The organism is Pseudogulbenkiania sp. NH8B, from assembly GCF_000283535.1.
Classification (GTDB): domain Bacteria; phylum Pseudomonadota; class Gammaproteobacteria; order Burkholderiales; family Chromobacteriaceae; genus Pseudogulbenkiania; species Pseudogulbenkiania ferrooxidans.
Map to the genome: position 1 here is coordinate 935,295 of NC_016002.1, position 25,196 is coordinate 960,490.

At 63.2% G+C, this 25,196-nt stretch carries 27 protein-coding genes; 6 read left to right on the forward strand and 21 right to left on the reverse strand.

Features of this window, described 5'->3' with window-relative positions; all coding sequences use genetic code 11:
- Positions 1–118 precede the first annotated feature (118 nt).
- Positions 119–1,780, forward strand: a complete 1,662-nt coding sequence (locus NH8B_RS04440) for a methyl-accepting chemotaxis protein (protein WP_014086200.1) — start codon at positions 119–121, stop codon at positions 1,778–1,780.
- A gap of 82 nt (positions 1,781–1,862) precedes the next feature.
- Here the strand turns inward: NH8B_RS04440 and NH8B_RS04445 are convergent, their stop codons facing one another.
- From NH8B_RS04445 to smpB, 14 genes are all read right to left on the reverse strand, one after another.
- Positions 1,863–2,273 (reverse strand): DUF2721 domain-containing protein, encoded by a 411-nt coding sequence (locus NH8B_RS04445; protein ID WP_008953172.1) that lies wholly within the window; start codon positions 2,271–2,273, stop codon positions 1,863–1,865.
- Positions 2,270–2,998, reverse strand: coding sequence for a peptidase (locus NH8B_RS04450; RefSeq protein WP_041702824.1), 729 nt, complete (start codon positions 2,996–2,998; stop codon positions 2,270–2,272). Before NH8B_RS04450 ends, NH8B_RS04445 begins: the two co-directional genes overlap by 4 nt.
- Before the next feature lie 60 nt (positions 2,999–3,058).
- Complete coding sequence (locus NH8B_RS04455; protein WP_014086202.1) at positions 3,059–3,847, reverse strand: transglutaminase family protein; 789 nt, start codon at positions 3,845–3,847, stop codon at positions 3,059–3,061.
- Complete coding sequence (locus tag NH8B_RS04460) at positions 3,847–4,773, reverse strand: alpha-E domain-containing protein (protein WP_014086203.1); 927 nt, start codon at positions 4,771–4,773, stop codon at positions 3,847–3,849. The genes NH8B_RS04455 and NH8B_RS04460 overlap by 1 nt, the downstream gene beginning before the upstream one ends.
- 3 nt (positions 4,774–4,776) lie before the next feature.
- Entirely contained in the window at positions 4,777–6,207 is a 1,431-nt protein-coding gene (locus NH8B_RS04465) for a circularly permuted type 2 ATP-grasp protein (RefSeq protein WP_014086204.1), read from the reverse strand.
- A 243-nt stretch (positions 6,208–6,450) separates the two neighbouring features.
- Complete coding sequence (locus tag NH8B_RS20340; protein ID WP_014086205.1) at positions 6,451–7,110, reverse strand: L,D-transpeptidase; 660 nt, start codon at positions 7,108–7,110, stop codon at positions 6,451–6,453.
- Entirely contained in the window at positions 7,097–7,588 is a 492-nt protein-coding gene (locus NH8B_RS04475) for a L,D-transpeptidase (RefSeq protein WP_014086206.1), read from the reverse strand. The genes NH8B_RS20340 and NH8B_RS04475 overlap by 14 nt, the downstream gene beginning before the upstream one ends.
- A gap of 14 nt (positions 7,589–7,602) precedes the next feature.
- Entirely contained in the window at positions 7,603–8,331 is a 729-nt protein-coding gene (gene tadA, locus NH8B_RS04480) for a tRNA adenosine(34) deaminase TadA (RefSeq protein ID WP_014086207.1), read from the reverse strand.
- A gap of 31 nt (positions 8,332–8,362) precedes the next feature.
- The gene (locus NH8B_RS04485; protein WP_014086208.1) at positions 8,363–8,638 is read right to left on the reverse strand and encodes a hypothetical protein; all 276 of its coding nucleotides are present in this window, start codon (positions 8,636–8,638) and stop codon (positions 8,363–8,365) included.
- A 3-nt stretch (positions 8,639–8,641) separates the two neighbouring features.
- Positions 8,642–9,028 (reverse strand): phage holin family protein, encoded by a 387-nt coding sequence (locus NH8B_RS04490; protein WP_008953163.1) that lies wholly within the window; start codon positions 9,026–9,028, stop codon positions 8,642–8,644.
- A gap of 14 nt (positions 9,029–9,042) precedes the next feature.
- On the reverse strand, positions 9,043–9,357 hold the full coding sequence (locus NH8B_RS04495; protein WP_008953162.1) for a DUF883 family protein: 315 nt from the start codon (positions 9,355–9,357) through the stop codon (positions 9,043–9,045).
- 223 nt (positions 9,358–9,580) lie between these two features.
- Complete coding sequence (guaA, locus tag NH8B_RS04500; protein ID WP_148282936.1) at positions 9,581–11,164, reverse strand: glutamine-hydrolyzing GMP synthase; 1,584 nt, start codon at positions 11,162–11,164, stop codon at positions 9,581–9,583.
- A 60-nt stretch (positions 11,165–11,224) separates the two neighbouring features.
- Positions 11,225–11,581 (reverse strand): hypothetical protein, encoded by a 357-nt coding sequence (locus NH8B_RS04505; protein WP_008953160.1) that lies wholly within the window; start codon positions 11,579–11,581, stop codon positions 11,225–11,227.
- Positions 11,582–11,584: 3 nt separating this feature from the next.
- Positions 11,585–12,031: an SsrA-binding protein SmpB gene (gene smpB / locus NH8B_RS04510; protein ID WP_008953159.1), complete on the reverse strand. Its 447-nt coding sequence runs from the start codon at positions 12,029–12,031 to the stop codon at positions 11,585–11,587.
- Between the two features lie 167 nt (positions 12,032–12,198).
- On the opposite strand from smpB, the gene NH8B_RS04515 reads away from it, so the two are divergent.
- Positions 12,199–12,636 (forward strand): type II toxin-antitoxin system RatA family toxin, encoded by a 438-nt coding sequence (locus NH8B_RS04515; RefSeq protein ID WP_008953158.1) that lies wholly within the window; start codon positions 12,199–12,201, stop codon positions 12,634–12,636.
- Complete coding sequence (locus NH8B_RS04520) at positions 12,629–12,946, forward strand: RnfH family protein (protein ID WP_014086211.1); 318 nt, start codon at positions 12,629–12,631, stop codon at positions 12,944–12,946. Before NH8B_RS04515 ends, NH8B_RS04520 begins: the two co-directional genes overlap by 8 nt.
- A gap of 54 nt (positions 12,947–13,000) precedes the next feature.
- Here NH8B_RS04520 and NH8B_RS04525 read toward each other — a convergent pair whose 3' ends face one another.
- The 5 genes from NH8B_RS04525 to NH8B_RS04545 form a co-directional block, all read right to left on the reverse strand.
- A complete protein-coding gene (locus tag NH8B_RS04525) occupies positions 13,001–14,782 on the reverse strand; it encodes a GGDEF domain-containing protein (protein WP_014086212.1) in 1,782 nt (593 codons plus the stop codon).
- Positions 14,783–14,862: 80 nt separating this feature from the next.
- Complete coding sequence (gene ftsB, locus NH8B_RS04530; protein ID WP_014086213.1) at positions 14,863–15,159, reverse strand: cell division protein FtsB; 297 nt, start codon at positions 15,157–15,159, stop codon at positions 14,863–14,865.
- Positions 15,160–15,163: 4 nt separating this feature from the next.
- Positions 15,164–16,447, reverse strand: coding sequence for a phosphopyruvate hydratase (gene eno, locus NH8B_RS04535; RefSeq protein WP_008953154.1), 1,284 nt, complete (start codon positions 16,445–16,447; stop codon positions 15,164–15,166).
- An 83-nt stretch (positions 16,448–16,530) separates the two neighbouring features.
- Positions 16,531–17,382, reverse strand: a complete 852-nt coding sequence (kdsA, locus tag NH8B_RS04540; RefSeq protein ID WP_014086214.1) for a 3-deoxy-8-phosphooctulonate synthase — start codon at positions 17,380–17,382, stop codon at positions 16,531–16,533.
- A gap of 3 nt (positions 17,383–17,385) precedes the next feature.
- Entirely contained in the window at positions 17,386–19,017 is a 1,632-nt protein-coding gene (locus tag NH8B_RS04545; protein WP_014086215.1) for a CTP synthase, read from the reverse strand.
- Positions 19,018–19,271: 254 nt separating this feature from the next.
- Here NH8B_RS04545 and rpmB point away from each other — a divergent pair, with 254 nt between their 5' ends.
- Both rpmB and rpmG read left to right on the forward strand, forming a co-directional pair.
- Positions 19,272–19,505: a 50S ribosomal protein L28 gene (gene rpmB, locus NH8B_RS04550; RefSeq protein WP_008953151.1), complete on the forward strand. Its 234-nt coding sequence runs from the start codon at positions 19,272–19,274 to the stop codon at positions 19,503–19,505.
- A 34-nt stretch (positions 19,506–19,539) separates the two neighbouring features.
- On the forward strand, positions 19,540–19,695 hold the full coding sequence (rpmG, locus tag NH8B_RS04555; protein ID WP_008953150.1) for a 50S ribosomal protein L33: 156 nt from the start codon (positions 19,540–19,542) through the stop codon (positions 19,693–19,695).
- A 114-nt stretch (positions 19,696–19,809) separates the two neighbouring features.
- On the opposite strand, the gene ubiG is transcribed toward rpmG, so the two are convergent.
- Both ubiG and NH8B_RS04565 read right to left on the reverse strand, forming a co-directional pair.
- Positions 19,810–20,511 (reverse strand): bifunctional 2-polyprenyl-6-hydroxyphenol methylase/3-demethylubiquinol 3-O-methyltransferase UbiG, encoded by a 702-nt coding sequence (gene ubiG / locus NH8B_RS04560; protein WP_008953149.1) that lies wholly within the window; start codon positions 20,509–20,511, stop codon positions 19,810–19,812.
- Between the two features lie 5 nt (positions 20,512–20,516).
- Positions 20,517–21,836, reverse strand: coding sequence for a TRZ/ATZ family hydrolase (locus NH8B_RS04565; protein WP_014086216.1), 1,320 nt, complete (start codon positions 21,834–21,836; stop codon positions 20,517–20,519).
- A gap of 169 nt (positions 21,837–22,005) precedes the next feature.
- On the opposite strand from NH8B_RS04565, the gene NH8B_RS04570 reads away from it, so the two are divergent.
- Complete coding sequence (locus NH8B_RS04570; protein ID WP_014086217.1) at positions 22,006–24,837, forward strand: EAL domain-containing protein; 2,832 nt, start codon at positions 22,006–22,008, stop codon at positions 24,835–24,837.
- Positions 24,838–25,196: the final 359 nt, after the last annotated feature.

The window sequence follows — 25,196 nt, forward strand, 5'->3', positions numbered from 1 at the left end:
CTCGCCCGATAATGACGCGGGTTCGATTATCGGCTGCTGTTTTCCCTGATGGCGTCGTGCCGAAAAGGGAGGCAAGGTAAGCGAATACGGTGTCCCATACGCCGGGGGGAGGAACTCGATGACGATAAGAACACGCCTGATCGTGCTGCTGCTGACCGCTTTGCTGGGCTTGGCGCTGGTAGCGGTTTTCGGCTACCGCGGCATGCTGTCCTCCGGGGCCTCGATGGCCGAAGTGGGCGAACAGCGCATGCCGGCGGTGATTGCGCTTTTGGATGCGCGCTCCAACTTCAACCGCACCCTGTTGCGCAATCTGCAGGTGTCGGTGCGTGCCACCGACAATTCGCTGGAGTCGCGCAAGCTGTTTGCCGACACCTTCAAGGGCAAGCAGCAGGCGCGTCAGTTGTTCGACGACGCGCTCAAACGTTACGCCGTCTTCCCGCGCAGCGAGGAAGAGAACAAGCTGTGGCACCAGTTCGGCCCGCTGCTGCAGGAGTGGCAGCGTACCGACAAATCGCAGGACGAACTGCTCGACAAGCTCGCCAAGGGCGTGACGCCGGAAGAGCAGTACGCCATCTTCCGCGAATTCTACGCCAACGCCCAAGTGCAGCTGCCGGTGGTGGAGGGCATGGACGAGCTGTTGCGCAAGATGGTGGAAGTCAACGACCGCCTGGCCCAGACCAGCGTGGAGCAGGCCAATGCCGGCTCGCGCCAGAGCCTGCACTGGATGATCGCGGTCAACGTGTTCGCGCTGCTGTTGTTGTTGGTGAACGGGACCTCGGTGCTGGCGGCGGTATTGCGCCCGCTCAACCGGGCACGCAGCACCGTGCTCGCCATCGCCGAGAGCAACGATTTCACCCAGCGTATCGACGTCAAGAACAAGGACGAGGTCGGGCAGATGGTTAGCGCCCTCAATAACCTGATCGGCCGGGTACAGGAGTCGTTCCGCGAGATTCAGCAGAGCCAGGCCGACATCCGCCTCGCGGTAAGCGGCCTGTCGGCGGCGTCGGAACAGCTCGCGGCCAGCTCGGCGCAGCAGAACAGCTCGACCGGGGCGATCGCCGGATCGGTGCAGGAGATGACCGGCAACATCCACGGCGTGGCCGAACACGCCGACGCGGCGATGCAGCTGTCGCTGGAGGCCGGCGAGGTGTCGCGCCAGGGCTGCCAGGTGATCGCCCAGACCACCGACGGCATGGCCAGCATCGCCGACAGCGTCACCGCGGCATCGAAGGTGATCGAGCAGCTCGGGCAGGAGTCGCGCCAGATCAGCAGCGTGGTGCAGGTGATCCGCGACATTGCGGACCAGACCAACCTGCTGGCGCTCAACGCCGCCATCGAGGCGGCGCGTGCCGGCGAGACCGGCCGCGGCTTCGCCGTGGTGGCGGACGAGGTACGCAAGTTGGCCGAACGCACCGCCAAGTCCACCGCCGACATCGGGGTGATGGTGACGGCGATCCAGAACGCCGCCAACGGCGCGGTCGAGGAGATGCGCCAGGTGGTGGAGCAGGTGGGCGAAGGGCGCGCCCTTGCCAGCGGCGCCGGCCAGCATATCGCCGAGATCGAGGGGCAGGCGCAGCGCGTGGCCGATGCCGTGGCCGATATCACCCGCATCCTCAAGGTGCAGGGTGAGGCGAGCGAGGCCATCGTCCATCACGTGCACACCATCTCGGACATGGCCGAGCAGAACCACGCCACCTCCAACGAGACCGCCGACAACGCGCGCCGGCTCGACCAGTTGGCGGCGCGGGTCGGCGAGACATTGCAGCGCTACAAGGTGTAGCGCATCGGCCCTGTGGTTGGCCGAAGCAAAAAGCCGGAGCGGGTGCTCCGGCTTTTTTTGCGCCAACCATGCGATTTTTGGCTCAGCCCCGGCCGTGCTGCTGTTCCAGGTCCGACAGCAGGATGTTCAGCGCGTCGGACGACTTCCTCAGCTCGACCAGCGATAGCGCCAGCGACGCCATCATCAGCAGCAGGCTGACGCCGAAGGTGTACTGCGCGCTGATCGCCATCTGCACGTAGATTTGCAGCATGGTGACCACGCACAGGAACAGGCTGCCCACGCCGAGAAACTGCATCCACTTGATCAGGTTGATGCGGCTGCGCAGGTTGCCGATCTGCTGGATGATCTTGTCCTCGGGGTTGTCCTGGTAGTCGTTGAACAGGTGGCGGATGATGCTGGCCAGGCCGAGAAAGCGGTTGGTGTACGCCAGCAACAGCAGCGAGATGGCCGGGAACAGCAGGGCCGGGGTGGTCAGGGACAACGGGGTGTTCATGCCAGCTCCTCGCTCCATGGCGTGGTCGGCAGCGCGGCGAAGGTTTCCTTGATGCCGCGTCCCCAGGCAGCGCGCAGCTCGCGGAAATAGCCGTCGTCCTCGCCGATGCGCAGCGGCGAGCGCGGCGAGAAATCGTCGTTGCGGTGCCACATAAGGTGGATCGGCAACGCTACCGACAGGTTGGAGCGCATGGTCGAGTCGAGCGAGATCAGCGCGCAGCGGATGGCTTCCTCCAGCGAGGAGCGGTAGTTCAGCACGCGATCGAGGATCGGCTTGCCGTACTTGGTCTCGCCGATCTGGAAGCAGGGGGTGTCCGCCGTCGCCTCGATGAAATTCCCCTGCGGGTAGATGTTGAACAGACGCGGCCTCTCGCCGGCCAGCTGGCCGCCGAGCAGGAAGCTGGAACCCAGGTCGACCTGGCCGTCGCCGCCGCGGGCGATGACCTCGCGCAGCGTCTGGCCCACCAGCACCGCCGCATCGTACAGCGAGCCGATGCTGCGCAACGAGTCCGGCCCGTCCCGGCGGCTTCTCAGATCGAGCAGACTGGCCACGCTCTGCGAGGTGGCGAGGTTGCCGGAGGTCATCATCACCAGCCGCAGCCGGTCGGCCATCTCGAAGGTGTACATTTTCTGGAACGTGGCGATATTGTCCACGCCCGCGTTGGTGCGGGAATCGGAGGCGAAGATCAGGCCGCTCTCCAGGCGCATGGCCACACAGTACGTCATGGTCGGGAAATCCGTGAAGGCCGGGAAGCGACCCTTGGTCAGACTTCCCGGCTGCAAGCGTTAATGGTCGTGTTGTTCTACCGCCGCGTGGGCGTGCATGGTTTCGCCGGCGCCACCGCGGCGCATGCCGCGCACCGGGCAGGCGTCGAGGTAGTCGAGACCGACCGCCAGTTTAAGGTGATGATCGCCCGGCGTACACCGGTTGCTGATGTCGAACCCCAGCCAGCCGCCGTCGGCGTAGACCTCGGCCCAGGCATGGCTGGCGGCATGCTCGACCGTTCCGCTCAGCAGATAGCCGCTGACGTAGCGCGCCGGGTAGCCTAGGCGGCGGCAGGCGGCGATGAACACCTGGGTGTGGTCCTGGCACACCCCGGCCCCCAGGGCCAGCGCGGCGGCGGCCGTGGTGGTGGCGTCGGTCACCCCGGCGGTGTAGGGCATCCGTGCCAGCACCGTCTCCGCCAGCGCCGTGAGGCGCTTGGCGGCCTTGCCCCCGGGCTTGGCCTGGCGTGCCAGTTCATCGATCGCGGCGTCGGCACTGGTGAGCGGGGTTGGCCGAAGAAACACGCGCGGATCGAGACGGCAGGCATCGTCGTCCCAGCCGTCGGGGCCGGTTTCGACCACCCCTTCCGCCACCAGCTCGATGCTGTCGTGCGGCGCTTCCAGCGTCATCAGGTGAGTGATGTTGCCGAAGGCGTCGACGCTCTGGCTGGCCGGCCCCGGCAGCGTCAGGCGCCAGCTCAGCACCTGCTGATGGCGGCTGGAGCGCGGAGTGAGGCGCAGGTACTGGGTGCTGCGCGAGGCCGGCTCGGCGTACTGGTACAGCGTGCAGTGGCGGATGGAGAGCTTCATCACGCCGCCTCCAGGTAGGCCCGCTGGATCGACTCGCCCAGCCGGTTGATCTCGCCCAGCATGCGGCGCAGGAACGGGTGCATCCCCTCGTCGAACACCTCGTCCATCGCCGTGAACTCCAGCGCAGCGTTGAGCTCGGTGGCGAGGCGCCGCGCCGGGCGGCCGTTGTCGCCCTGGATCTGCGCCAGCGCCTGGCGGATCTCGTCGAAGCAGGCGCGCAAGCTTCTCGGCATGTCCTCGCGCAGCAGCAGCAGGTCGAACACGCGCTTGCCGTTGAGCGTGTCGCGGTAGGTCTCGTGGTAGGCCTCGAACGCCCCCAGCCCGCGCAGCAGCGTGCTCCAGGTGTAGTAGTCGGTGCTGTCGGCACTCTGCTGGTCGGGCAGCAGGTGGCTCTTCACGTCGAGCAGACGCGCGGTGTTGTCGGCGCGCTCCAGAAAGATCCCCAGACGCAGGAAGTAGAAGGCGTCGCTGCGGCGCATGGTGCTGTAGGTGGCGCCGCGGAACAGGTGGGCGCGCTCCTTGACCCAGTCGAAGAACCACTGGAAATCCTCGCCCTGTTCGGCCAACTTGCGGCCTTCCAGCCAGCTGGCGTTGAGCGACATCCACATGTCCGAGCTGATTTTGCCGCGCACCGCGTGGGCGTTTTCGCGCGCGCTGCGCAGCGCCGACAGGATCGACGCTGGGTTGCCGAGATCGTAGGCCATGTAGTGCAGCACCTGGGCAGGCTCGGTGCCGTCGTGGCGGCTCTGGAAATCCTCCAGCCTCCCGGTCAGCGCCAGCGGCGCGCTGATCTCGGCGCCGCCGTTGTGCGAGCGCGGCATCAACGAGATGGCATGGCTGACTTCGAGCAGGCGGGCGAGGTTTTCCGCCCGTTCCATGTAACGGCCCATCCAGAACAGGTGGTCGGCAGTTCGCGATAGCATCATGATTCAGTCCTCCAAAACCCAGGTGTCCTTGGTGCCGCCGCCCTGCGACGAGTTGACCACCAGTGAGCCGGCCTTCAGCGCCACCCGCGTCAGGCCGCCGGGCACCATGGTGATGTCCTTGCCGCTCGACAGCACGAACGGTCTCAGGTCGAGGTGGCGCGGCGCGATGCCGGCCTCGACGAAGGTCGGGCACGACGACAGGCACAGCGTCGGCTGGGCGATGTAGCCGGCCGGGTCGGCCGCGAGCTTGTCGCGGAACAACTGCTTTTCCGCTTCGCTCGCCACCGGGCCGATCAGCATGCCGTAGCCGCCGGCGCCGTGGACTTCCTTCACCACCAGCTCGTCCAGATGCTCCAGCACGTACTGCAGGTCTTCCTGCTTGCGGCACTGCCAGGTCGGCACGTTGTTGAGCAGCGGTTCTTCGCCCAGGTAGAAACGGATCATCTCCGGCACGTAGGGATAGATCGACTTGTCGTCCGCCACGCCGGTGCCGATGGCGTTGGCCAGGATCACGTTGCCCTGGCGGTAGGCCGAGAGCAGGCCGGGTACGCCGAGCATGGAGTCGGGGCGGAACGCCAGCGGGTCGAGGAAGGCGTCGTCGATGCGGCGGTAGATCACGTCCACCTGCTTGTGGCCGGCGGTGGTGCGCATGTAGACGTGGTCGTCGCGCACGAACAGGTCGCGCCCCTCCACCAGCTCCACCCCCATCTGCTGCGCAAGGAAGGCGTGCTCGAAGTAGGCGCTGTTGTAGTGGCCGGGGGTGAGCACCACCACGGTGGGGTTGTCGATCCGGCTGGCCTGGCGCAGCGTCGACAACAGCAGCGCCGGGTACTGGTCGACCACCCCCACGGCGTGGCGGGCGAACAGCTCGGGGAACAGCCGCATCATCATCTTGCGGTTTTCCAGCATGTAGGACACGCCGGACGGCACGCGCAGGTTGTCTTCCAGTACGTAGTACTGGCCGTCGGCGTGGCGGATGATGTCGACCCCGGTGATGTGGGCGTAGATCTGGTCGGGCAGATCAATGCCCTGCATTGCCGGCTGGTACTGGGCGTTGGTGAACACCTGCTCGGCCGGGATGATGCCAGCCTTGACGATGGCATGGTCGTGGTAGATGTCGTGCAGGAAAGCGTTGAGCGCCTTCACCCGCTGACGCATGCCGGCCTCCAGCGCGCGCCACTCGGCCGCGGGCACGATGCGCGGGATGGTATCGAACGGGATCAGGCGCTCGGCGCCGGACTCGTCGCCGTACACCGAGAAGGTGATGCCGACCCGGTGAAAGCGCTGGTTGGCCTCCTCGCGCTTGCGCGACAGCGCTTCCGGGGTCTGGGCCTGCAGCCACTCGGCAAAGCCCTGGTAGTGGGGACGGACCGCGCCGCTGGAGAGCAGCATTTCATCGTAGTGGGACGAATGGGGCAGCGTTAGGGCGTGCATGGGAATCTCCCTTGTCTTGATGTTTTTCGGGCGGGCCAGCTGGAGAGATGGCATGGCCCTGAACAGGACTTAGCAAGCCACGTGCCATGACGGAGGGGGAATCCGGCGGGAGCCGGCGGAGCACATGCACCAGAACAGCGTCATGCGGCACCGCGAAAGGGATTCGGCCCGTGCAGCGGGCCATCGTGGTGCGGTGCGGGGAAAAAGGGCTTCGGCCAACCTGGGCCGGCGGGAGCAGGGGGGTCAGCCGTTTTCGTCGATCAGCACGTCGGTGCCGAGTTCGGCCTGCTGGAACAGTTCGATGACGTCGGGGTTGCGCATGCGTACGCAGCCGAGCGAGGTCGGGGTGCCGAAGGCGACGTGCTCGCCGGCGCCGTGGATGTAGATGGCGCGGTCGTAACTGTCGACGTCGCCACCCTGGTTCTTGCCCGGCTCCATGCCGCACAGCCACAGGATGCGCGTCAGAATCCAGTCCTTCTCGGGGTACAGCGTGTGCAGCGCCGGGGTGTACTTCCACGGCGTGACCTGGCGCCGGAAGATGATGGTGTTTTCCTCGGCGCCGTCGCCGATCTTCTCGCATACCCGGTGCCAGCCGCGCGGCGTCATGAAACTGTTGGCCAGCTCGCCGACGCCATTGCGGGCGGTAGACACGCTATAGCGGTGTTGCATCAGTCCCCAGCCGTCGTAGAAGGTTAGCGACTGCGATTTCACCCCGACCACGATCCACGGCTTGCCGTACTGCTGCGGGTTGGGATGCGTGGGCAGCAGGGGGCTGGTAGTTTGCTGCGCCAGGATGAAGCCGGCCTCGGCGGGTGGCGGCGGGGTGTTCTCACCCTCGGCCGCGTACAGCAAGGCCGACGCCAGTGCCAGCCCGGTGGCCAGCACCAGCTTAAGCCGGTTCATGCTCGACGATCTCCACTTCGGTACCGCACGGCACCTGCTCGAACAGCTCGATGATGTCGCTGTTGCGCATGCGCACGCAGCCGTGCGAGCCGGGGCGGCCCAATTCGACCCGGTCCGGCGTGCCGTGCAGGTAGATGTAGCGGCGCATGGTGTCGACCGGGCCCAGGCGGTTGCGTCCCGGTTCGAGCCCGGACAGCCACAGGATGCGGCTCAGGATCCAGTCGCGTTCGGGCTGGGCGGCGTACGCCTCTGCACTGCAGATTTCGCCGGTCCAGCGGCGCGCCTTGAACACCGCGCCGACGGGCATGCCGGCGCCGATCTTGGCGCGCACGATGTGGCGCCCGCGCGGCGTCTGGTAGCTGCCACTGCGCTCGCCCGCCCCCAAGGCGGCGGTGGATACCGGGTAGCGGCGCAGCACACGGCCGTCGTCGTCCCGCAGCGTCAGCGCCTGTTCGGCGATTGAAACACGAATCTTCATCGTTCCCTTCATGCTCAGCCGGCAGCACGGCGCTGCCGGAAAAACTCGCTCAGCAGCCGGCCGCAGGCCTCTGCTTCTACCCCGCTAAACAGCGCCGTCTGGTGATTCAGGGCACGCTCTCCGAACAGGTTCAGCACGCTGCCGGCGGCACCGATCTTGGGGTCACGTGCGCCATAAATCACCCGGTCGAGCCGGCTATGCAGGATCGCCCCGCCGCACATCGGGCAGGGCTCCAGCGTCACGTACAGATCACAGCCGCTCAGGCGGTAATTCCCGAGCGTCGCGGCGGCCTCGCGCAAGGCCACCATCTCGGCGTGGGCGGACGGGTCGTGGCTCCCCACCGGGCGGTTGAAGCCACGGCCGATGACGCGGCCTTCCATCACCACCACCGCCCCCACCGGCACCTCGCCTTCAGCTGCGGCGGCTTCGGCCAACTTCATTGCCTCGGCCATGAAACGCTGTGCTTCTTCGTCCGGCGGCGGCAGGCGCACCGGGGCGTGATGGTGCAGCGCCCATGTCAATTGGGCACGATCATCGTCGTCGAGTTCCTGCCAATGCACGCCGCGCGCCGCCGCTTCCAGCGCGAACAGCAGGCGCTGCGTCACGGTATGGCCGGCTGCCTTCAACAACAGAAAGGTATGCACCACTCCCTGGGCGCGCAAGGCCTCGCGGCTGGCGATGCCCAGCGCGGCCAGGTGGTGGAGGGTATTGGGGGGAAGAGGGGGTGAGCTCAGTAGCGTCATGGCGCCGATTATAGCGTCAGCGCCGGCTTACTCACAGGCGAGCCCAGAGCCGGCGTGCAACCCGCCATAGCAGCAAGACCCGGACGCCGCCCAGCAGCATGCCCCGCAGGTGTTTGCTGGGGATGACGCCGCCCAGCACGCCCAGCAGCGGGCCCAGACGTCTGATCGTGCCCCAGGCGTGCCAGCCTTCTCCAGCCAGACTCATCGGCCGCTTGATGGCTTTCAGCTCCATGCGCAGCTTCAGGCGCAGCGCCTCGCCCTTCATCAGCAGCAGCTCTTTCTTGATGGCGCGTTGTTGTGGAGTCATCGCTTACTCGCGTCCGTTGAGGGCGTCCCAGTCCTTGCGCACCTCAGCCAGAGTCGTGGCGAATGGTGCGGATTGCCGGCTCAGACGCCGCTGCAACTGCAGCAAGGCGGCGGCCCCGAGAACGGCAAACAGGATGGTGAGCAAGCCGAGTAGCGTCACGCGCCACTCGGGGGGGGTGAGCAGCACGACGAACAGCAGCGCGGCCATGAGGCCGATGAGCAGGCAGATCAGCGCCGCAACCCCGATCAGGGTATTGCGTAGCAGCTGTTCTTTCTGTTCCTCGGCCTCCAGGCCGAACAGCTCGGCCCGGGTCAGCGCCAAGGCCACGAACCCGCCCAACAGCGAGCGCAGTGAGCCCGGGCGGGGCGGTGTCGGAGTATGTTCCGGCATCGGGTCGGACCGGCTCAGCGGCGGGAAACCAGCAGGCCCAGCAGGAAGCCGAGCACGGCCGCGATGCCGATCGACTTCCACGGGTTCTCGTGCACGTACTGGTCAGTCGCCTTGGCCGCCACCTTGGCCTTGCCGACCACCACCTGCTCGGCCTCGGTCAGCTTGGCCTTGGCTTCCTTCAGCTTGTCGGCCAGGCGCTGGCGCAGCTGCTGGGCCTTCTCGCCGCCTTCGTCGCCAGCGGCGGTGAGCAGATCCTCCGTGCTGGACAGAACGTGGCGGACATCCTGCAGCAATTGTTCCTTCTCGGCGGCAAATGTTTGCTCGTTCATGGTGATCCTCCTGGTGCGTGGTGAAACGGGAAGAGGAAGGACGTGGCGGTTCCGCCACTCCCTTCAGCATGGAAACATGCGATTACCCTAACAGTCTATGACATCAGGCGTCGAGTCCAAGTGGTTCGGGGGCGATAACATCACCGATGTTGTCGGCCAACGGGCAAGAAAAAGCCCTGCGCAAAGGCAGGGCTATGGTGTTCATGCTGTAAAGGGAGAGGGCTTATTCCCACTCGATGGTCGCCGGCGGCTTGCCGCTCACATCGTAGACCACGCGGTTGAGGCCGCGCACTTCGTTGATGATGCGGTTGGACACCTTGCCCAGCAGGCTGTACGGCAGTTCGGCCCAGTGCGCGGTCATGAAGTCGCTGGTGATCACCGCGCGCAGCGCCACCACGTAATCGTAGGTGCGGCCGTCGCCCATCACGCCCACCGACTTCACCGGCAGGAACACGGCGAAGGCCTGGCTGGTGAGGTCGTACCAGTTCTTGCCGGTCTTCTCGTCGATGGTGTTGCGCAGCTCTTCGATGAAGATGGCGTCGGCGCGGCGCAGCAGGTCGGCGTATTCCATTTTCACTTCACCCAGGATGCGCACGCCGAGGCCCGGGCCCGGGAAGGGGTGGCGATACACCATGTCATGTGGCAGACCGAGCGCCACGCCCAACTGGCGCACTTCGTCCTTGAACAGGTCGCGCAGCGGCTCCAGGAGCTTCAGGTTCATGTCGTCCGGCAGGCCGCCGACGTTGTGGTGGCTCTTGATCGCGTGCGCCTTCTTGGTCTTGGCGCCGGCGGATTCGATCACGTCCGGGTAGATGGTGCCCTGGGCCAGCCACTTGGCGTTGGTGAGCTTGCCCGACTCGCGCTGGAACACCTCGACGAATTCGGCGCCGATGATCTTGCGCTTCTTCTCCGGGTCGGTCTCGCCGGCCAGCTTGCCCATGAACTGTTCGGTGGCGTCGACATGGATCACCTTCACGCCCAGGTTCTGCGCGAACATTTCCATCACCATCTTGCCTTCGTTCAGGCGCAGCAGGCCGTGGTCGACGAAGACGCAGGTAAGTTGTTCGCCGATGGCGCGGTGGATCAGCGCGGCTGCCACCGAGGAGTCCACGCCGCCGGACAGGCCGAGGATGACTTCTTCGTCACCCACCTGCTCGCGGATCTTCTGGATCGCCTCCTCGATGTAGTTCGGCATGGTCCAGGACGGCTTGGCGTCGGCCACGTGCAGCACGAAGCGATGCAGCATCTCGGTGCCGCGCTTGGTGTGGGTCACTTCCGGGTGGAACTGTACGGCGTAGAAGCCGCGGTCTTCGTCGGCCATGGCGGCGACCGGGCAGGACGGGGTCTCGGCGATGACCTTGAAGCCGGCAGGCAACTCCACCACCTTGTCGCCGTGGCTCATCCAGACATCAAGGTAGCCGTTACCGGCGTCGTCGATGCGGTCTTGCAGGCCTTCGAAGACCTTGGAGTGGTGGCGTGCCTTGATCTCGGCGTAGCCGAATTCGCGCTTGTCGCCGGCTTCCACCTTGCCGCCCAGGGTCTGGGCCATGAACTGCATGCCGTAGCAGATGCCCAGCACCGGCACGCCCAGTTCGAAGACTTTCGGGTCGGCTTGGTAGTCGGACTCGTACACCGAGTTCGGACCGCCGGACAAGATAATGGCCTTCGGATTGAACGCGCGGATCTCGTCGATCGGCATGTCGAACGGATGCAGTTCGCAATACACGTGGGCCTCGCGAACGCGGCGGGCGATGAGCTGACTCACCTGGGAGCCGAAGTCGAGAATGAGGATCTTGTCCATGCCTATCCTTGATAATGGAGAACGGGCCTTGCGGCCCTCAATCGTCTAATAGATGTCAGTATCGGCTCAACGCCCGTCGCCGTTGAGCTGTCGTTCCGGTGCACGCTGGCTGCGCTCCGGGATGCGGTCGCTGCGCGCCAACAGCAGCAGGATGCCCATCAGCACCATGCCCAGCGACAGCACGTGGCTCAGACGCAGGCCGGCCGAGTCGTACAGGTAGACGGCGGCACCGCCGTACATCAGCATCGGGCTGGTGACCATCGACGACTTGTTGAAGCCGTCGATGACGAAGAGGATAACCCCGGCCGTCACCAGCAACAGGGCGAGCAGGGTCGAGGTTTCTGGCAGCAGGTAGGTGCTCTTCAGAAACCACAGCGAGCCCAGCGTGATCAGTACGATCGGTAGCGAAACACTGGTTTTCATGGCCTACCCCCGGTCTCGCAGGAAACGCTGTTTCTCGCGGTCGAGTTCGCGTTCCTTGGCGCTGTCGCGCTTGTCATGCAGCTTCTTGCCCTTGGCCAGCCCGATTTCAGCCTTGATCATGCCCTTGGTGTAGTGCAGGTCGAGGGCGACCATGGTGTAGCCGGCCCGCTCGACCTTGCCGATGAACTTATTGATCTGGGCCTGGTTCAGCAGCAACTTGCGGTTGCGCGTCGGGTCGGGCTTGACGTGGGTCGAGGCGGACTGCAGCGGCGAGATATGGCAGCCAAACAGCCAGAAGGCGCCATTCTTCCAGATGACGTAGCTCTCCTTGAGCTGCACCCGGCCGGCCCGGATCGCCTTGACTTCCCAGCCTTCCAGCACGAGGCCGGCCTCGAGCTTTTCCTCGATGAAATAATCGTGGTAGGCCTTGCGGTTGTCGATGATGCTCATGGGCATGTGAGGGTAAGAGAATCCGGTATTCTATCAGATACCGGTGCTATCGCTAAAGTCGAGTCATTTCAGCGGTTTGGCTCCGTTGGGCCTGGCCGCGTCCAACTCGGACATGGCGGGGGAGGCGCGCTTGGTGTACCTTTACTCTTTTTGCGTTTTCCCTTGCCATGCTGGTTGTCGAAAAGAATGTCCTGGTGCCCCATACGGTAGAACAGATGTTCGCCTTGGTGGACGATGTCGAGCACTATCCCCGCTTCTTGCCTTGGTGCGGAAGGGCTGAGGTTCATGAACGTGTGGGCAACCAGCTGGTGGCCAGTCTGCATATCGACTATCTGAGAATTCGGCAGCATTTCACCACCCGCAATGTCAATGTCGATGGCGAGACGATCAGCATGGAACTGGTCGAGGGGCCTTTTGAGCATCTGCAGGGACGATGGCATTTCCACCCGCTGGGCGAGATCGGCTGCAAGATCGAGTTCCGCCTCACCTACCGCTTTTCCAGTCATCTGCTGGAAAAACTGATCGGACCGGTATTTGGCCATATCTCCGGTTCGTTGGTGGATGCCTTCATCAAGGAAGCAGACCGGATTTACGGCGATGACTAATACCATTCAGATTGAAGTCACGTACGCGCGGCCCGAGCGCCAGCAGATCATCACGCAGACCGTTGCGGCAGGCACCACGGCGCGTCAAGCGGTGGAGCTGTCGGGTATCGCCGGGCAGTTCCCCGAGATCGACCTGGCCCATCTCCAATTGGGGGTGTTCGGCAAGACGGTGAAGGAGGATTTCGTACTGCGTGCGCATGATCGGGTGGAGATCTATCGTTCCCTGATTGCCGACCCCAAGGAGGTGCGGCGGCGTCGTGCCGAGGCCGGCAAGGCCACGAAGAAGGGTGGCGGCCCGGTGGTGGAGTGAGCCCCACAAAGTAAAAACGGCCCGTTTGGGCCGTTTTTTGTTGGATGAACGCCGTCAGGCAGCAGGGGGGGCTTCTTCCGCTTCCGCGGAGCAGACCCGGTTCTTGCCGCTGATCTTGGCCTGATACATGGCCTGGTCGGCACGTTCAATCACGTCGGTATCGCGCTCGCCCAGATGCCATTTCGCTACCCCGGCGCTGAAGGTAATCAGCAGGCGGTCGTTATTGGCGAGAAAGAAGGTCTTGGTCAGCTCGCGCTGCAAGCGCTGGATGGCCTGGATGGCCTCGGGGGGGGGCGTGTCCGGCAGCAGGATGACAAATTCTTCGCCGCCGAAGCGCGCCACGATGTCGGAGGGGCGCATGGTGTGGCGGGTCACGTTGACCAGGTGCTTCAGCGCGTCGTCGCCGGTCAGGTGGCCATAGTGGTCGTTGAGCTGCTTGAAGTTGTCGACATCGATCAGCGCCACCGACAACGGGCTGTTGGTGCGTTCGGCGCGGCTGATCTCGCGCTGGAAGTGCTCGGCCAGTCCGCGCCGGTTGTAGGCGCCGGTCAGCTGGTCTTCCTTCACCTTGGCGCTGGCCGCCTCCAGGGCGATTTCCAGTTCCTTGATGCGTTGCTCGGCCGACTCCACCTGTTCGCGGGAGGACAGCAGCTCGTCACGCGACCTGACCAGGTTAAGCTGCATCGTCGAGGTGTCCTCCATCAGCGAACTGATGATGGGGGTGAGTTCCTCGACGTTCTGGATCTGTCTCAGCCGCGTGCTGTGCGTGCTGATCTTGCTGTGGAACTCGTCGGTGCTGTCGGTCATGCTGGCCAGCCGCGACACGAAGCGATCCAGCAGATTGCGCAGCGAGCTGGCGGCCTCGTCGAGCGAGTTCTTCAGCGCACCCTGCTTGCGGATGACTTCCTTCAGGCTGGTTTCCAGCTGGTAGATCTGCTGCATCGACAAGGGTTCTTGCGAGAGCACTTCCTGCAGCGTGGCGATCTGACCGACCATGAAGCTGTCCGAGCGGTTGACCTCGGCGATATTGTCGAGCAGCAGTTTGAGCAGGTTCGACAGCCCGGTGACCAGGCGCCCTTCCTGCTGGGTGTAGAGCTCGACCTTGATCATGAAGGCGCGCAGCCGCGGCAGCAGGCTGTTGAGCGTGGCCTCGTCGCCGAGTTGCTCCACTTCGCCGATCATGGCTTCGAGATTGAGCACCAGCTCGGGGTAGGGCTGCAGGCGCGGCTCCAGGCCGTGCTTCAAGGCAAAGCACAGGATGCGCTGCCAGACCGTCCAGCTCGGGGGGAGCTCGGCGACCGCCGTTGTCTCGTCGGAAGGCAGTATTTCCTCCGAGAGCGGCTCGCGATCCCGCAACGGGGTATTCCAGGTCTGGATCAGCGAATGCAGTTTCTTGTTGAGTTCCTGCGGCTGTTTGCCGTAGGTGATCAGCAGCCGTTCCAGTCCGGCTTGCTTGAAGTGCTGCGGGAAATCGGTCTGGCGCAAATCCCAGCTCTTGATCAGGTTCTCGATCAGGCTGCCCCATTCCTGGGCGAGCTGCTGGGTGGTCTGGCTCTGTCGGGCAAAATCGATCACCAGTTGCGGAACCTGCTCCCAGTGGGACGCTTTGATGAGCAGTTGCAGGCGTTGCAACATCGCCTTGGCGGCAGCGTTGTCGTTGGGCAGGCTCTCCAGCGCGCGAAACAGCTGGGTGGCGAGCTTGTTTTCCCGCTCTGTCGGAGCCTTGGCGAGCTCCTGGTAGACGCGCTCGTAATTTTCCGGGGTGGGCAGTAGTTTGCGGGTGCTGAGTTGTTTCAGCGTTTCGCGGGCGACTTCGATGGGGTTGTTTGTTGTCATTGCCCAGATCCTGGAGCTTTTATCGCCAGCCATCATCGGTGTTGGTCATGAATGCGTGAGGTTGAGCCCGGCGGCCACCGTCATTGTCGGGGTGGCGATTTACCGTTCGGGTCCAATAACTGGAAAAATACCTCACCTTGGCGGATCATGCCAAGCTCATTGCGCGCGCGCTCCTCGATGGCGTCGGTGCCCCGCTTGAGGTCACCCACTTCGGCATCGAGGGCGGCATTGCGTGCGATCAGGGTCTGGTTGACCGCACGCTGTTCCTGAAGTTGTTTGTCCAGCTGCCAGACCCTGAGCCAGCTACCCTTGCCGAACCATAACGGCCATTGCAGGGTAGTGATCAGGACGACCAGGACCAGGGTCAGCCAGCGCATGCAATCACTTCAGGTGGTAGAAGGCCGAACGGCCCGGGTAGTAGGCGGCATCACCCAGCTCTTCTTCGATACGCAGCAGCTGGTTGTACTTGGCCATGCGGTCGGAGCGCGACAGCGAACCGGTCTTGATCTGCATGCAGTTGGTGGCCACGGACAGATCGGCGATGGTGCTGTCTTCGGTTTCGCCGGAGCGGTGGCTCAGCACGCTGGTGTAGCCGGAGCGCTTGGCGAGATCGACGGCCTTCAGGGTTTCGCTCAGGGTGCCGATCTGGTTGACCTTGACTAGCAGCGAGTTGGCCAGCCCTTGCTGGATGCCTTCGGCCAGGATGGTCGGGTTGGTCACGAACAGGTCGTCACCGACCAGCTGTACGCGCTTGCCCAGACGTTCGGTCAGGATCTTCCAGCCATCCCAGTCGTGCTCGCTCATGCCGTCTTCGATCGAGATGATCGGGTAGTTGTTGGCCAGCGTTTCCAGGTAGTCGACAAACTGCTCGGAGCTGAGCGACAGGCCTTCGGCGGACAGGTGGTACTGGCCGTCCTTGTAGAACTCGGACGAGGCGCAGTCGAGCGCCAGCATCACGTCTTGGCCGGCCACGTAGCCGGCGGCGTCGATGGCGTCGAGGATCAGCTTGATGGCGTCTTCGTGGGTGGCCAGGTTCGGGGCGAAGCCGCCTTCGTCACCGACGGTGGTGGAGTAGCCCTTCTGGTCGCACAGCTTCTTCAGCGAGTGGAAGATCTCGGCGCCACAGCGCAGGGCTTCGCGGAAGGTTGCGGCACCCACCGGCATGATCATGAATTCCTGGATGTCCAGGGTATTGTTGGCGTGCGCGCCGCCGTTGATGACGTTCATCATCGGCACCGGCAGGGCCATCGGGCCGGCGCCGCCCAAGTAGCGGTAGAGCGGCAAGCCGGCGTCTTCGGCGGCGGCGCGGGCCACGGCCATCGATACCGCCAGCATGGCGTTGGCGCCCAGGCGGCCCTTGTTTTCGGTGCCGTCGAGTTCGATCAGGGTCTTGTCGATGAAGGCTTGGTCGGAGGCATCGAGGCCGATGATGGCTTCGCAGATCTCGGTGTTGATGTTTTCCACGGCCTTGAGCACGCCCTTGCCCAGGTAACGGCTCTTGTCGCCGTCGCGCAGTTCCAGCGCTTCCTTGGCACCGGTGGAGGCGCCGGACGGCACGGCGGCACGGCCCATCACGCCCGATTCCAGCAGCACGTCGGCTTCAACCGTCGGATTGCCGCGCGAATCGAGAATCTCGCGGGCGATCACATCGATGATCGAACTCATGTCTGTTCCCTTTGTTCTAGGTGTGTTTAGTCAAGCAAATGCTTCGGCCAACCGTAATGGTTGGCCGAAATGTAGTCAAATGGTTACAGTGATTGTTCTGGCAGCGGGCCTGCTTTGACCAGCGCGTCGATGCCCTTGAGCGTGGCCAGCAGCTCCTGCATGCGGCCCAGCGGCCAGGCGTTGGGGCCGTCGGACAGTGCCTTGCTCGGGTCGGGGTGGGTTTCCATGAACATGCCGGCGATGCCGGCCGCGACGGCGGCTCGCGCCAGCACCGGCACGAACTCGCGCTGCCCTCCCGAGGCGGTGCCCTGACCGCCCGGCAGCTGCACCGAGTGGGTCGCGTCGTATACCACCGGGCAGCCGGTCTCGCGCATGATGGCAAGCGAGCGCATGTCAGACACCAGGTTGTTGTAGCCGAACGAGGCGCCGCGTTCGCAGGTCATGAAGCGATCTTCGGACAGGCCCGCCTCGCGCGCGGCGTCGCGTGCCTTGTCGATGACGTTCTTCATGTCGGAAGGGGCCATGAACTGGCCCTTCTTGATGTTGACCGGCTTGCCGCTTTGCGCCACGGCACGGATGAAGTCGGTCTGGCGCGCCAGGAAGGCCGGTGTCTGCAGCACGTCGACCACGGCCGCTACGTGCGGTACCTCGGCTTCGGTGTGCACGTCGGTCAGCACCGGCACGCCGATCTGGTGCCGTACCTCCGCCAGGATGCGCAGGCCCTCGTCCATGCCGAGGCCACGGAACGACTTGCCGGACGACCGGTTGGCCTTGTCGTAGCTCGACTTGTAGATGAACGGGATACCCAGCGCGCTGGTGATTTCCTTCAACTGGCCGGCGGTATCGAGCGCCATCTGCTCGCTCTCGATCACGCAGGTGCCGGCAATCAGGAAAAACGGCTGGTCGAGGCCGACTTCAAATCCGCACAGTTGCATCGTTTACTTCCCTTGCTGGTGAGCCAGCGCCGCCTTCACGTAAGCGATGAACAGCGGGTGGCCGTCACGCGGGGTGGAGGTGAATTCCGGGTGGAACTGGCAGGCGAAGAACCACGGATGGTCCTTGATCTCAATGGTTTCCACCAGCTTTTCATGACCGGCGGAGCGGCCGCTGATGGTGAGGCCAGCTTCTTCGAGTCGCGGCACGTAGTAATTGTTCACTTCGTAGCGATGACGATGACGCTCGACGATGCTTTTGGCACCGTAGATGTGCGCCGCCAGCGAGCCCTGCTCCAGGTCGCAGGCCTGCCCGCCCAGGCGCATGGTGCCGCCCAGGTTGGAGTTCTCGTCGCGCTTCTCGATCTTGCCGTCGTGGTTGACCCATTCATCAATCAGCGCTACCACCGGGTATTCGGTTTCGAGGTCGAATTCGGTGGAGTTGGCGCCCTTGAGTCCGGCCACGTCGCGGGCGTATTCGATCAGCGCGATCTGCATGCCGAGGCAGATGCCCAGGTACGGAATCTTGTTTTCACGGGCGAACTTGACCGCCTTGATCTTGCCCTCGACGCCGCGCTTGCCGAAGCCGCCCGGCACCAGGATGGCGTCCATACCCTTCAGCGTCGCGCAGCCGTCGCGCTCGACTTCTTCCGAGTCGACGTAATGGATGTTGACCTGGCTCTTGGTGTGGATGCCGGCGTGCTTGAGTGCTTCGGACAGCGATTTGTACGATTCGGTCAGGTCGACGTACTTGCCGACCATGGCGATGTTGATCTCGTGTTCCGGGTGCTCGATGGCGTCGACGATGCGGTCCCACACCGACAGGTCGGCCTTGGGCAGTTCCAGCTGCAGCTGTTCGCAGATGATGTCGTCGATGCCCTGCGCGTGCAGCATGCTCGGCACCTTGTAGATGCTGTCCGAGTCGTAGCAGCCGATCACGGCATTTTCTTCGACGTTGCAGAACAGCGCGATCTTGCGCTTTTCGTCTTCCGGCAGCTCGCGGTCCATGCGGCACAGCAGGATGTCCGGCTGGATGCCGATCTCGCGCAGCTCCCGCACCGAGTGTTGGGTCGGCTTGGTCTTGATCTCGCCGGCCGCCGCGATGAACGGCACGTAGGACAGGTGCACGTACAGCGTGTTCTTGCGCCCGAGGTTGGAGCGCAGCTGGCGGATCGCTTCAAGGAACGGCAGCGACTCGATGTCGCCCACGGTGCCCCCGATCTCGACGATGGCGACGTCGGCATCGCCAGCGCCTTCGTGGACCTTGTGCTTGATCTCGTCGGTGATGTGCGGGATCACCTGCACTGTACCGCCGAGGTAGTCGCCGCGGCGTTCCTTGGTGATGACGGACTCGTATACCTGGCCGGTGGTGAAGTTGTTGCTCTTCTTCATCTTGGCGTGGATGAAGCGCTCGTAGTGGCCAAGGTCGAGGTCGGTTTCGGCGCCGTCTTCGGTCACGAACACTTCGCCGTGCTGGAACGGGCTCATGGTGCCCGGGTCCACGTTGATGTAGGGATCGAGCTTCAACATGGTGACCTTCAGGCCACGGGACTCGAGGATGGCAGCGATAGACGCCGCGGCAATGCCTTTGCCGAGGGAGGACACCACGCCGCCGGTGACGAAGATGTACTTGGTCATGGGAACACGCTTGTAACGGAATCCCGGATTTTAACCTGAAACGGACGAGAGTTGAACCGTCATGTGGCGCAAGCGGTGTTGTGCCGCAAAGGCGGCGCCGGACGATTTTTGCTGCCTGCCGCCGTGGAATCCGGGTATAATTCCAGGCAATCATTCTGGGTATGAGAGCAAGGTGCCGCGCCAACGGTTCTTCTTGCGTATCTTCCTGTTTCTATGTTATAAAGCCAGCTTTTACCGGTTTTGGGAGTTTAACCATGGCGCGAGTTTGCAAAGTCACCGGCAAGCGTCCGATGACCGGGAACAATGTTTCCCACGCCAACAACAAGACGAAACGTCGTTTCCTGCCGAACCTGCAATATCGCAAGTTCTGGGTAGAAAGCGAAAACCGCTGGGTGCGTCTGCGCGTATCCAACGCTGCACTGCGTACCATCGACAAGCTGGGCATCGAAGTTGTCCTGGCCGATCTGCGCGCACGCGGCGAGATCTGATAGCAGCTCATCAAGATAGCGACTGAGGTATACCATGCGCGATAAGATTAAACTGGAATCCACCGCCGGCACTGGCCACTTCTACACCACTACGAAGAACAAGCGCACGATGCCGGAAAAGATGGAGATCAAGAAATTTGATCCCGTTGCACGTAAACACGTGACCTACAAAGAAACCAAGCTGAAGTAATCTGCTGGTCTTCTTGATAAAGAACCCTTCGCTGGTGCACGGCGAAGGGTTTTTTGTTGTCGGCTGTTTACCAAGGCCGCCGCTACCCGTGTGGGGGAGGGCGGCCTTGTCGCGTCAGGCGAGCGGACGGCGGGTGGCGATCAGGTAGTTGACGCCGGTGTCGTTGCCCAGCACGTAGGTGCGGGTCAGCGGGTTATAGCTCATGCCGGAGATGTCCTCGAGCTCGAGTCCTGCATGGCGGGCGATGCGGCCGAGCTCCGACGGCTTGATGAAGCGGCCGTATTCATGGGTGCCGCGCGGCAGCATGCCGAGAACGTACTCCGCAGCCAGAACGGCCAGCAGGTAGGACTTGGCGTTGCGGTTGAGGGTGGAGAAAAACACCCAGCCTCCCGGTTTGACCAGACGAGAGCAGCTGCGCACCACGCTCTCCGGATCCGGCACATGCTCCAGCATTTCCATGCAGGTCACCACGTCGAAGTGACCGGGCAGTTCTTCGGCCAACGTTTCCACTGCCACGCAGCGGTAGTCGACACTGACGCCGGACTCGAGACTGTGCAGCTGGGCAACCTTCAACGACTTCTTGGCGAGGTCGATGCCGGTGACGTTGGCGCCTTTCAGTGCCATGCTTTCGGCCAGAATGCCGCCGCCACAGCCGACGTCGAGCACCGTCTTGCCGGCGAGTCCGGCGCGGTCGTCTATGTAACCGAGCCTGAGCGGATTGATCTCGTGCAACGGCTTGAATTCGCTTTCCTTGTCCCACCACTTGTGGGCCAGCTGGCTGAATTTATCCAGTTCCAGTTCGTCGACATTACTCATCTGCTTTACCTTGCCAGGATACGGTTGCGCCAGTCGGCGGCCTTGGTCATCAGGGCTGCTTCGTCCAGCGTGGTCAGAATGCGGTTGTCCAGCAGCGTCTCGCCCTTGACCCAGGTGTGCGTCACCTGTTCGCGGCCGGCGGCATAGACCACGTGCGAGATGGGGTCGAATGCCGGAGCGGTCTCGATGGCGGACAGGTCGAGGGCGATCAGGTCGGCCTGCTTGCCGATCGCGATGCTGCCGACCTTGTCGTCGATGCCGAGCGCCTTGGCGCCGTTGAGGGTGGCCATACGGATGGCGGTGGCGGCGGGGACGGCGGTCGGGTCGAGCGTGCCCACCTTGGCCAGCAGCGCGGTCAGGCGGGTGTCGGCCAGCATGTCGAGCTTGTTGTTGGAGGCTGCGCCATCGGTGCCGATGCCGACGGTCACGCCGGCATCCAGCATCTTCTTCACCGGGGCGATGCCGGAGGCGAGCTTCATGTTGGAGGCCGGGTTGTGGGCGACCGAGACGCCATGGCGTGCCACCAACTCGATTTCCTCGTCGTTGAGGTGCACCATGTGCGCGGCGATCAAACGCGGTGACAACAGGCCGAGCTCCTTCAGGCGCGCAAGAGGGCGTTGCTGGCGTTCCTTGACGCTACCCTCGACTTCGTCGGCCGTTTCATGAATGTGGCAGTGGATCAGCATGTCTTCCTGCTCGGCCAGCATCGCGACCTTGCGGAAGGTGTCGTCGGAAACGGTATAGGGGGCGTGCGGCGCGAGGGTGAAGGTGACCAGCTCCTCGCCCAGGAATTCGCGGCGTTCGGCCAGGCTTTTACTGATGTAATCGTCGGCGTTGGCGCCGTAATTGGTCGGGAACTCCAGGATGGAGCAGCCGACGAAGGTGCGCATGCCGGACGCTAGCCCGGCGCGGGCCATGGCGGCATGATAGAAATACATGTCATTGATGGTGGTGGTGCCGCCCCGGATCATCTCCGCCATCGCGATCAGTGCGCCGTCGAACACGAAGTCGTCGCGCACATGCTTGCCTTCGGCTGGCCAGATATGGTTGTTCAGCCAGTCCATCAGGGCCTTGTCGTCGGCCAGGCCGCGCAACAGCGTCATGGCCGAGTGGCCGTGCAGATTGATCAGGCCCGGCATCAGCACATGGTGGGGCAGGTCGACGTGTTGTGTCGCAGAAATCGCCGCCAATTGGTTGGCTGGTATTATTGCCTCGATTCTGCCATTCTTGATGGCTATGGCATGATTTTCAAGCACTTCGCCGTCGCGTTCGACGGTGATCACCCAGCGCGCGCTGACCGTCATGTCATACTGTGGTCGTGTCATCTTTGCTCGAACTGCCTATCCTTGGTATAAGTTCTGCGGATTGTAGGCGCGTGAAACAGGCAAGGCAATCGACGGGTAGGGGTATACTCCCTCTCGAATTAGGTAAACGTGTCGATAACTATTAAATACCGGGATCTGACCCCGCTTGAGCTTGATGGACCAGAAAAACATGACATCGTCGCGCCAGTCAGCCGTTAACCAGACCGTGGCTTCGCGCTTTTCGCTGCGGGTGGTGGTGCTTGTTGCCGTTATTCTTGGTCTGCTGATTCCTGCGTCCATCATCACCGTGCTGGGGTTTGGTCTGCAGCGCGACAACATGGTGGCGCAGCTGGAAACCGATCAGCGCCGTCTGCTCGACATCGTGGCGCTGGGCATGCAGGAGCCGCTGTGGAACCTCAGCCGCCAGGCCGGTAGTCCGCTGATCGCCTCGGTGATGGAGGACAGTCGCGTCATTTCGGTGCGGGTGACCGATACCCAGTCCAACACCGTTTTCCTCTACGCGCTGCGTAGCGAGCGCCGTATCGGCGGCGTCTCCTTTGTCCAGAAACCGGTCATCTACCGTGGCGAGGAAATCGGCCAGGTCACCATCGAGTTCGACACCGAGCACCTGACCATCGCCCAGAGCAATCAGCTCAAGAACCTGCTGATGATCCTGTTCGCCCAGCTGGGGCTGTCCATTCTGCTGATCGTCGGCATTCTGCATTCCCGCTTCCTCAAGCCGATGCGCACCCTGACCGAGCAGGCGACGCATCTGGCCGAATTGCACCTCGACACCCCCTTTCTCTGGGAGCGCAAGGATGAGATCGGCCGGCTGGGGCGCCACCTCGAGTGGACGCGAGCCGAACTCAAGCGCCTGATCGACGAATTGCGCGCCAAGACCCTGGCGCTGGAGTCGGACATCGCCCGGCGGCGCGAGGTGGAGGATGCCTTGCGCCGTTCCGAGAACAAGTACCGCGAGCTGTTTTGGTCCAACCTAGACGGCATCGTGATCAGCTCGCTCGACGGCCAGGTGATCGATGCCAACCCGGCTTTCCTCAACCTGATGTGCTACAGCCTCGACCAGCTCAAGCTGCAGAACTTCTGGTCGCTGATCGCGCCGGAGAGCGAGGGGATGGAGCGCTTCAACCTCGACAACAAGGTGCTGCGCTTCGGCTATTGCGATGAATTCGAGGCCAGCTACATCAACCGCTTCGGCAACGTGGTGCCGGTCAGCGTCAAGACCGTGGCGATGCGGGATTCCTTCGGTCGCATCAACGCGGTATGGCGCATGGTGCGCGACATCTCCGAAAAGCGCGTGGCTGAAGAGCGCATGCAGCTAGCGGCCAAGGTGTTCGAGAATACCGTCGAGGGCATCATGATCACCGACGCGGACAAGCGCATCCGCAGCGTCAACAGGGCGTTCAGCCAGATCACCGGCTTCGGCCAGCAGGAAGTGCTGGGGCAGAAGCCGGACATGCTGTCTTCCGGCCGTCACGACGAGACCTTCTACGAAGCGATGTGGAGTGCCATCAACGAGCATGGTTCCTGGCAGGGCGAGCTGTGGAATCGTCGCAAGAACGGCGAGGTCTACCCGGAGTGGCTGGCAATCAGCGCCGTGCGCAATGCGGTGGGCGAAATTACCCATTACGTGGCGATTTTCAGCGACCTGTCCGAGCGCAAGGCCGCCGACGAGCGCATCCAGTTCCTGGCGCATTTCGACGTGCTGACCGGCTTGCCCAACCGCGCGCATATCCAGGATCGGGTCGAGCTGGCGATCCAGAACGCTACGCGCGACAACGAGCGGCTGGCGCTGCTACTGCTCGACCTCGACCGTTTCAAGACCATCAACGAGTCGCTCGGCCATTCGGCGGGCGACGCCTTGCTGCAGGTGCTGGCAGAGCGTATCCGCTCGACCTTGCTGACGGGTGAAGTGGTGGCACGCCAGGGCGGCGACGAGTTCATCGTGCTGTTGCCGCTGATCGCCGATCCTGGCAGTGCGGCACTGGCCGCCGAGCGCATCCGCGAGGTGCTGGAGCCGCCGGTCGAACTGTTCAACCACTCGATCTCGATCACGCCGTCGATCGGCATCAGTGTGTTCCCGGACGATGGCCGTGACTTCGAGACCCTGGTGCGCAACGCCGACGCCGCGATGTACCACGCCAAATCGGCCGGTCGCAACAGCTACAAGTTCTACACGGCCGACCTCAATGCTCGGGCTCGGGAAATCCTCGAGATCGAGAGCCAGCTGCGCTACGCGCTGGATCGCGACGAGTTCGTGTTGCACTACCAGCCGCAGGTCGACCTGAAGACCGGGGAAATCATCGGTGCCGAGGCGCTCATCCGCTGGCAGCACCCCGAGCTGGGCCTGCTGGGGCCGGTACGCTTCATCGAGGTCGCCGAGGAGCGGGGCTTCATCGTCCAGATCGGCAACTGGGTGATCCAGGAGGCCTGCCGCCAGCTGGCGCAGTGGCGCCGCCAGGGACTGCCGCGCATCTCGCTGGCGGTCAATCTGTCCACGCTGCAGTTCAGGCAGCAGGACCTGGCCGTACACCTGCAGCGGGCACTATCGGCGCACGGGCTGGTGGGCAGTGATCTGGACGTCGAGGTGACCGAGAGCGTGATCATGGACGATGTCGAAACCACCATCCATACCATCGACCGCATCAAGAGCATGGGGCTGCAGCTTTCCATCGACGACTTTGGTACAGGCTACTCCAGTCTGTCCTACCTTAAGCGTTTCAAGGCGGACAAGCTGAAGATCGACCGTTCCTTCGTGCGTGACATTCCGATGGATGCGGACGATTCGGCCATTGCCCGCGCCATCATCAACATGGCCAAGAACCTCAACATGACGGTGATTGCGGAAGGGGTGGAGACCATCGAGCAGTGGAAGTTCCTCGACCGTGAGGGCTGTCATGCCGCCCAGGGCTATCTGCTGGCGAAACCGGTCCCGGCCAAGGAGTTCGAGAAGCTGCTGGAGAAGGGCATCCTGCTGCCGGAGCGACTCACCTCCAGTGCCTGATAGGGCAGCTCTGCGGTTGCTTGCCAAGGTTGGCCGAAGCGTGTCTTCGGCCAACTTTTTTTATTCATGGGCGCCGGGTAACCGGATAAAAACCCAGCCGTGACGGACTTAAAAACAAAAAAAGCCCAGCCATGTCTGGCTGGGCCTTACTCTTCCGACATCTGGATTTTTCAGCTATCCGCTGAAAATTTGCATCAACTCTGCAAACCTACAAAAAGGTCGTATCGGCGTACTTATTCCGCGCGCATCTGCGGCGCAAGAATTAATAGCGTAACATGTTGTTATGTATCATTTGTTCTTGTTTTTGTAAGGAAGATACCCCCTAATATACCCCCTGTTGTTTTGGCCGCATATCTGTC

Excerpts from the sequence above, each read along its gene's own strand:
- NH8B_RS04455 (WP_014086202.1), bottom strand. The coding sequence starts at position 3,847 with ATGAAGCTCTCCATCCGCCACTGCACGCTGTACCAGTACGCCGAGCCG.
- NH8B_RS04570 (WP_014086217.1), top strand. The coding sequence starts at position 22,006 with ATGACATCGTCGCGCCAGTCAGCCGTTAACCAGACCGTGGCTTCGCGC.
- eno (WP_008953154.1), bottom strand. The coding sequence starts at position 16,447 with ATGAGTTCGATCATCGATGTGATCGCCCGCGAGATTCTCGATTCGCGC.
- ftsB (WP_014086213.1), bottom strand. The coding sequence starts at position 15,159 with ATGCGCTGGCTGACCCTGGTCCTGGTCGTCCTGATCACTACCCTGCAA.
- NH8B_RS04515 (WP_008953158.1), top strand. The coding sequence starts at position 12,199 with ATGCTGGTTGTCGAAAAGAATGTCCTGGTGCCCCATACGGTAGAACAG.
- ubiG (WP_008953149.1), bottom strand. The coding sequence starts at position 20,511 with ATGAGTAATGTCGACGAACTGGAACTGGATAAATTCAGCCAGCTGGCC.
- NH8B_RS04440 (WP_014086200.1), top strand. The coding sequence starts at position 119 with ATGACGATAAGAACACGCCTGATCGTGCTGCTGCTGACCGCTTTGCTG.
- kdsA (WP_014086214.1), bottom strand. The coding sequence starts at position 17,382 with ATGCAACTGTGCGGATTTGAAGTCGGCCTCGACCAGCCGTTTTTCCTG.
- NH8B_RS04565 (WP_014086216.1), bottom strand. The coding sequence starts at position 21,836 with ATGACACGACCACAGTATGACATGACGGTCAGCGCGCGCTGGGTGATC.
- NH8B_RS04545 (WP_014086215.1), bottom strand. The coding sequence starts at position 19,017 with ATGACCAAGTACATCTTCGTCACCGGCGGCGTGGTGTCCTCCCTCGGC.
- NH8B_RS04465 (WP_014086204.1), bottom strand. The coding sequence starts at position 6,207 with ATGCACGCCCTAACGCTGCCCCATTCGTCCCACTACGATGAAATGCTG.
- NH8B_RS04490 (WP_008953163.1), bottom strand. The coding sequence starts at position 9,028 with ATGCCGGAACATACTCCGACACCGCCCCGCCCGGGCTCACTGCGCTCG.
- smpB (WP_008953159.1), bottom strand. The coding sequence starts at position 12,031 with ATGAGCATCATCGACAACCGCAAGGCCTACCACGATTATTTCATCGAG.
- NH8B_RS04520 (WP_014086211.1), top strand. The coding sequence starts at position 12,629 with ATGACTAATACCATTCAGATTGAAGTCACGTACGCGCGGCCCGAGCGC.
- NH8B_RS04495 (WP_008953162.1), bottom strand. The coding sequence starts at position 9,357 with ATGAACGAGCAAACATTTGCCGCCGAGAAGGAACAATTGCTGCAGGAT.
- NH8B_RS04445 (WP_008953172.1), bottom strand. The coding sequence starts at position 2,273 with ATGAACACCCCGTTGTCCCTGACCACCCCGGCCCTGCTGTTCCCGGCC.
- NH8B_RS20340 (WP_014086205.1), bottom strand. The coding sequence starts at position 7,110 with ATGAACCGGCTTAAGCTGGTGCTGGCCACCGGGCTGGCACTGGCGTCG.
- rpmG (WP_008953150.1), top strand. The coding sequence starts at position 19,540 with ATGCGCGATAAGATTAAACTGGAATCCACCGCCGGCACTGGCCACTTC.
- NH8B_RS04525 (WP_014086212.1), bottom strand. The coding sequence starts at position 14,782 with ATGACAACAAACAACCCCATCGAAGTCGCCCGCGAAACGCTGAAACAA.
- NH8B_RS04485 (WP_014086208.1), bottom strand. The coding sequence starts at position 8,638 with ATGACTCCACAACAACGCGCCATCAAGAAAGAGCTGCTGCTGATGAAG.
- NH8B_RS04460 (WP_014086203.1), bottom strand. The coding sequence starts at position 4,773 with ATGATGCTATCGCGAACTGCCGACCACCTGTTCTGGATGGGCCGTTAC.
- rpmB (WP_008953151.1), top strand. The coding sequence starts at position 19,272 with ATGGCGCGAGTTTGCAAAGTCACCGGCAAGCGTCCGATGACCGGGAAC.
- NH8B_RS04475 (WP_014086206.1), bottom strand. The coding sequence starts at position 7,588 with ATGAAGATTCGTGTTTCAATCGCCGAACAGGCGCTGACGCTGCGGGAC.
- tadA (WP_014086207.1), bottom strand. The coding sequence starts at position 8,331 with ATGACGCTACTGAGCTCACCCCCTCTTCCCCCCAATACCCTCCACCAC.
- NH8B_RS04450 (WP_041702824.1), bottom strand. The coding sequence starts at position 2,998 with ATGACGTACTGTGTGGCCATGCGCCTGGAGAGCGGCCTGATCTTCGCC.
- NH8B_RS04505 (WP_008953160.1), bottom strand. The coding sequence starts at position 11,581 with ATGAAAACCAGTGTTTCGCTACCGATCGTACTGATCACGCTGGGCTCG.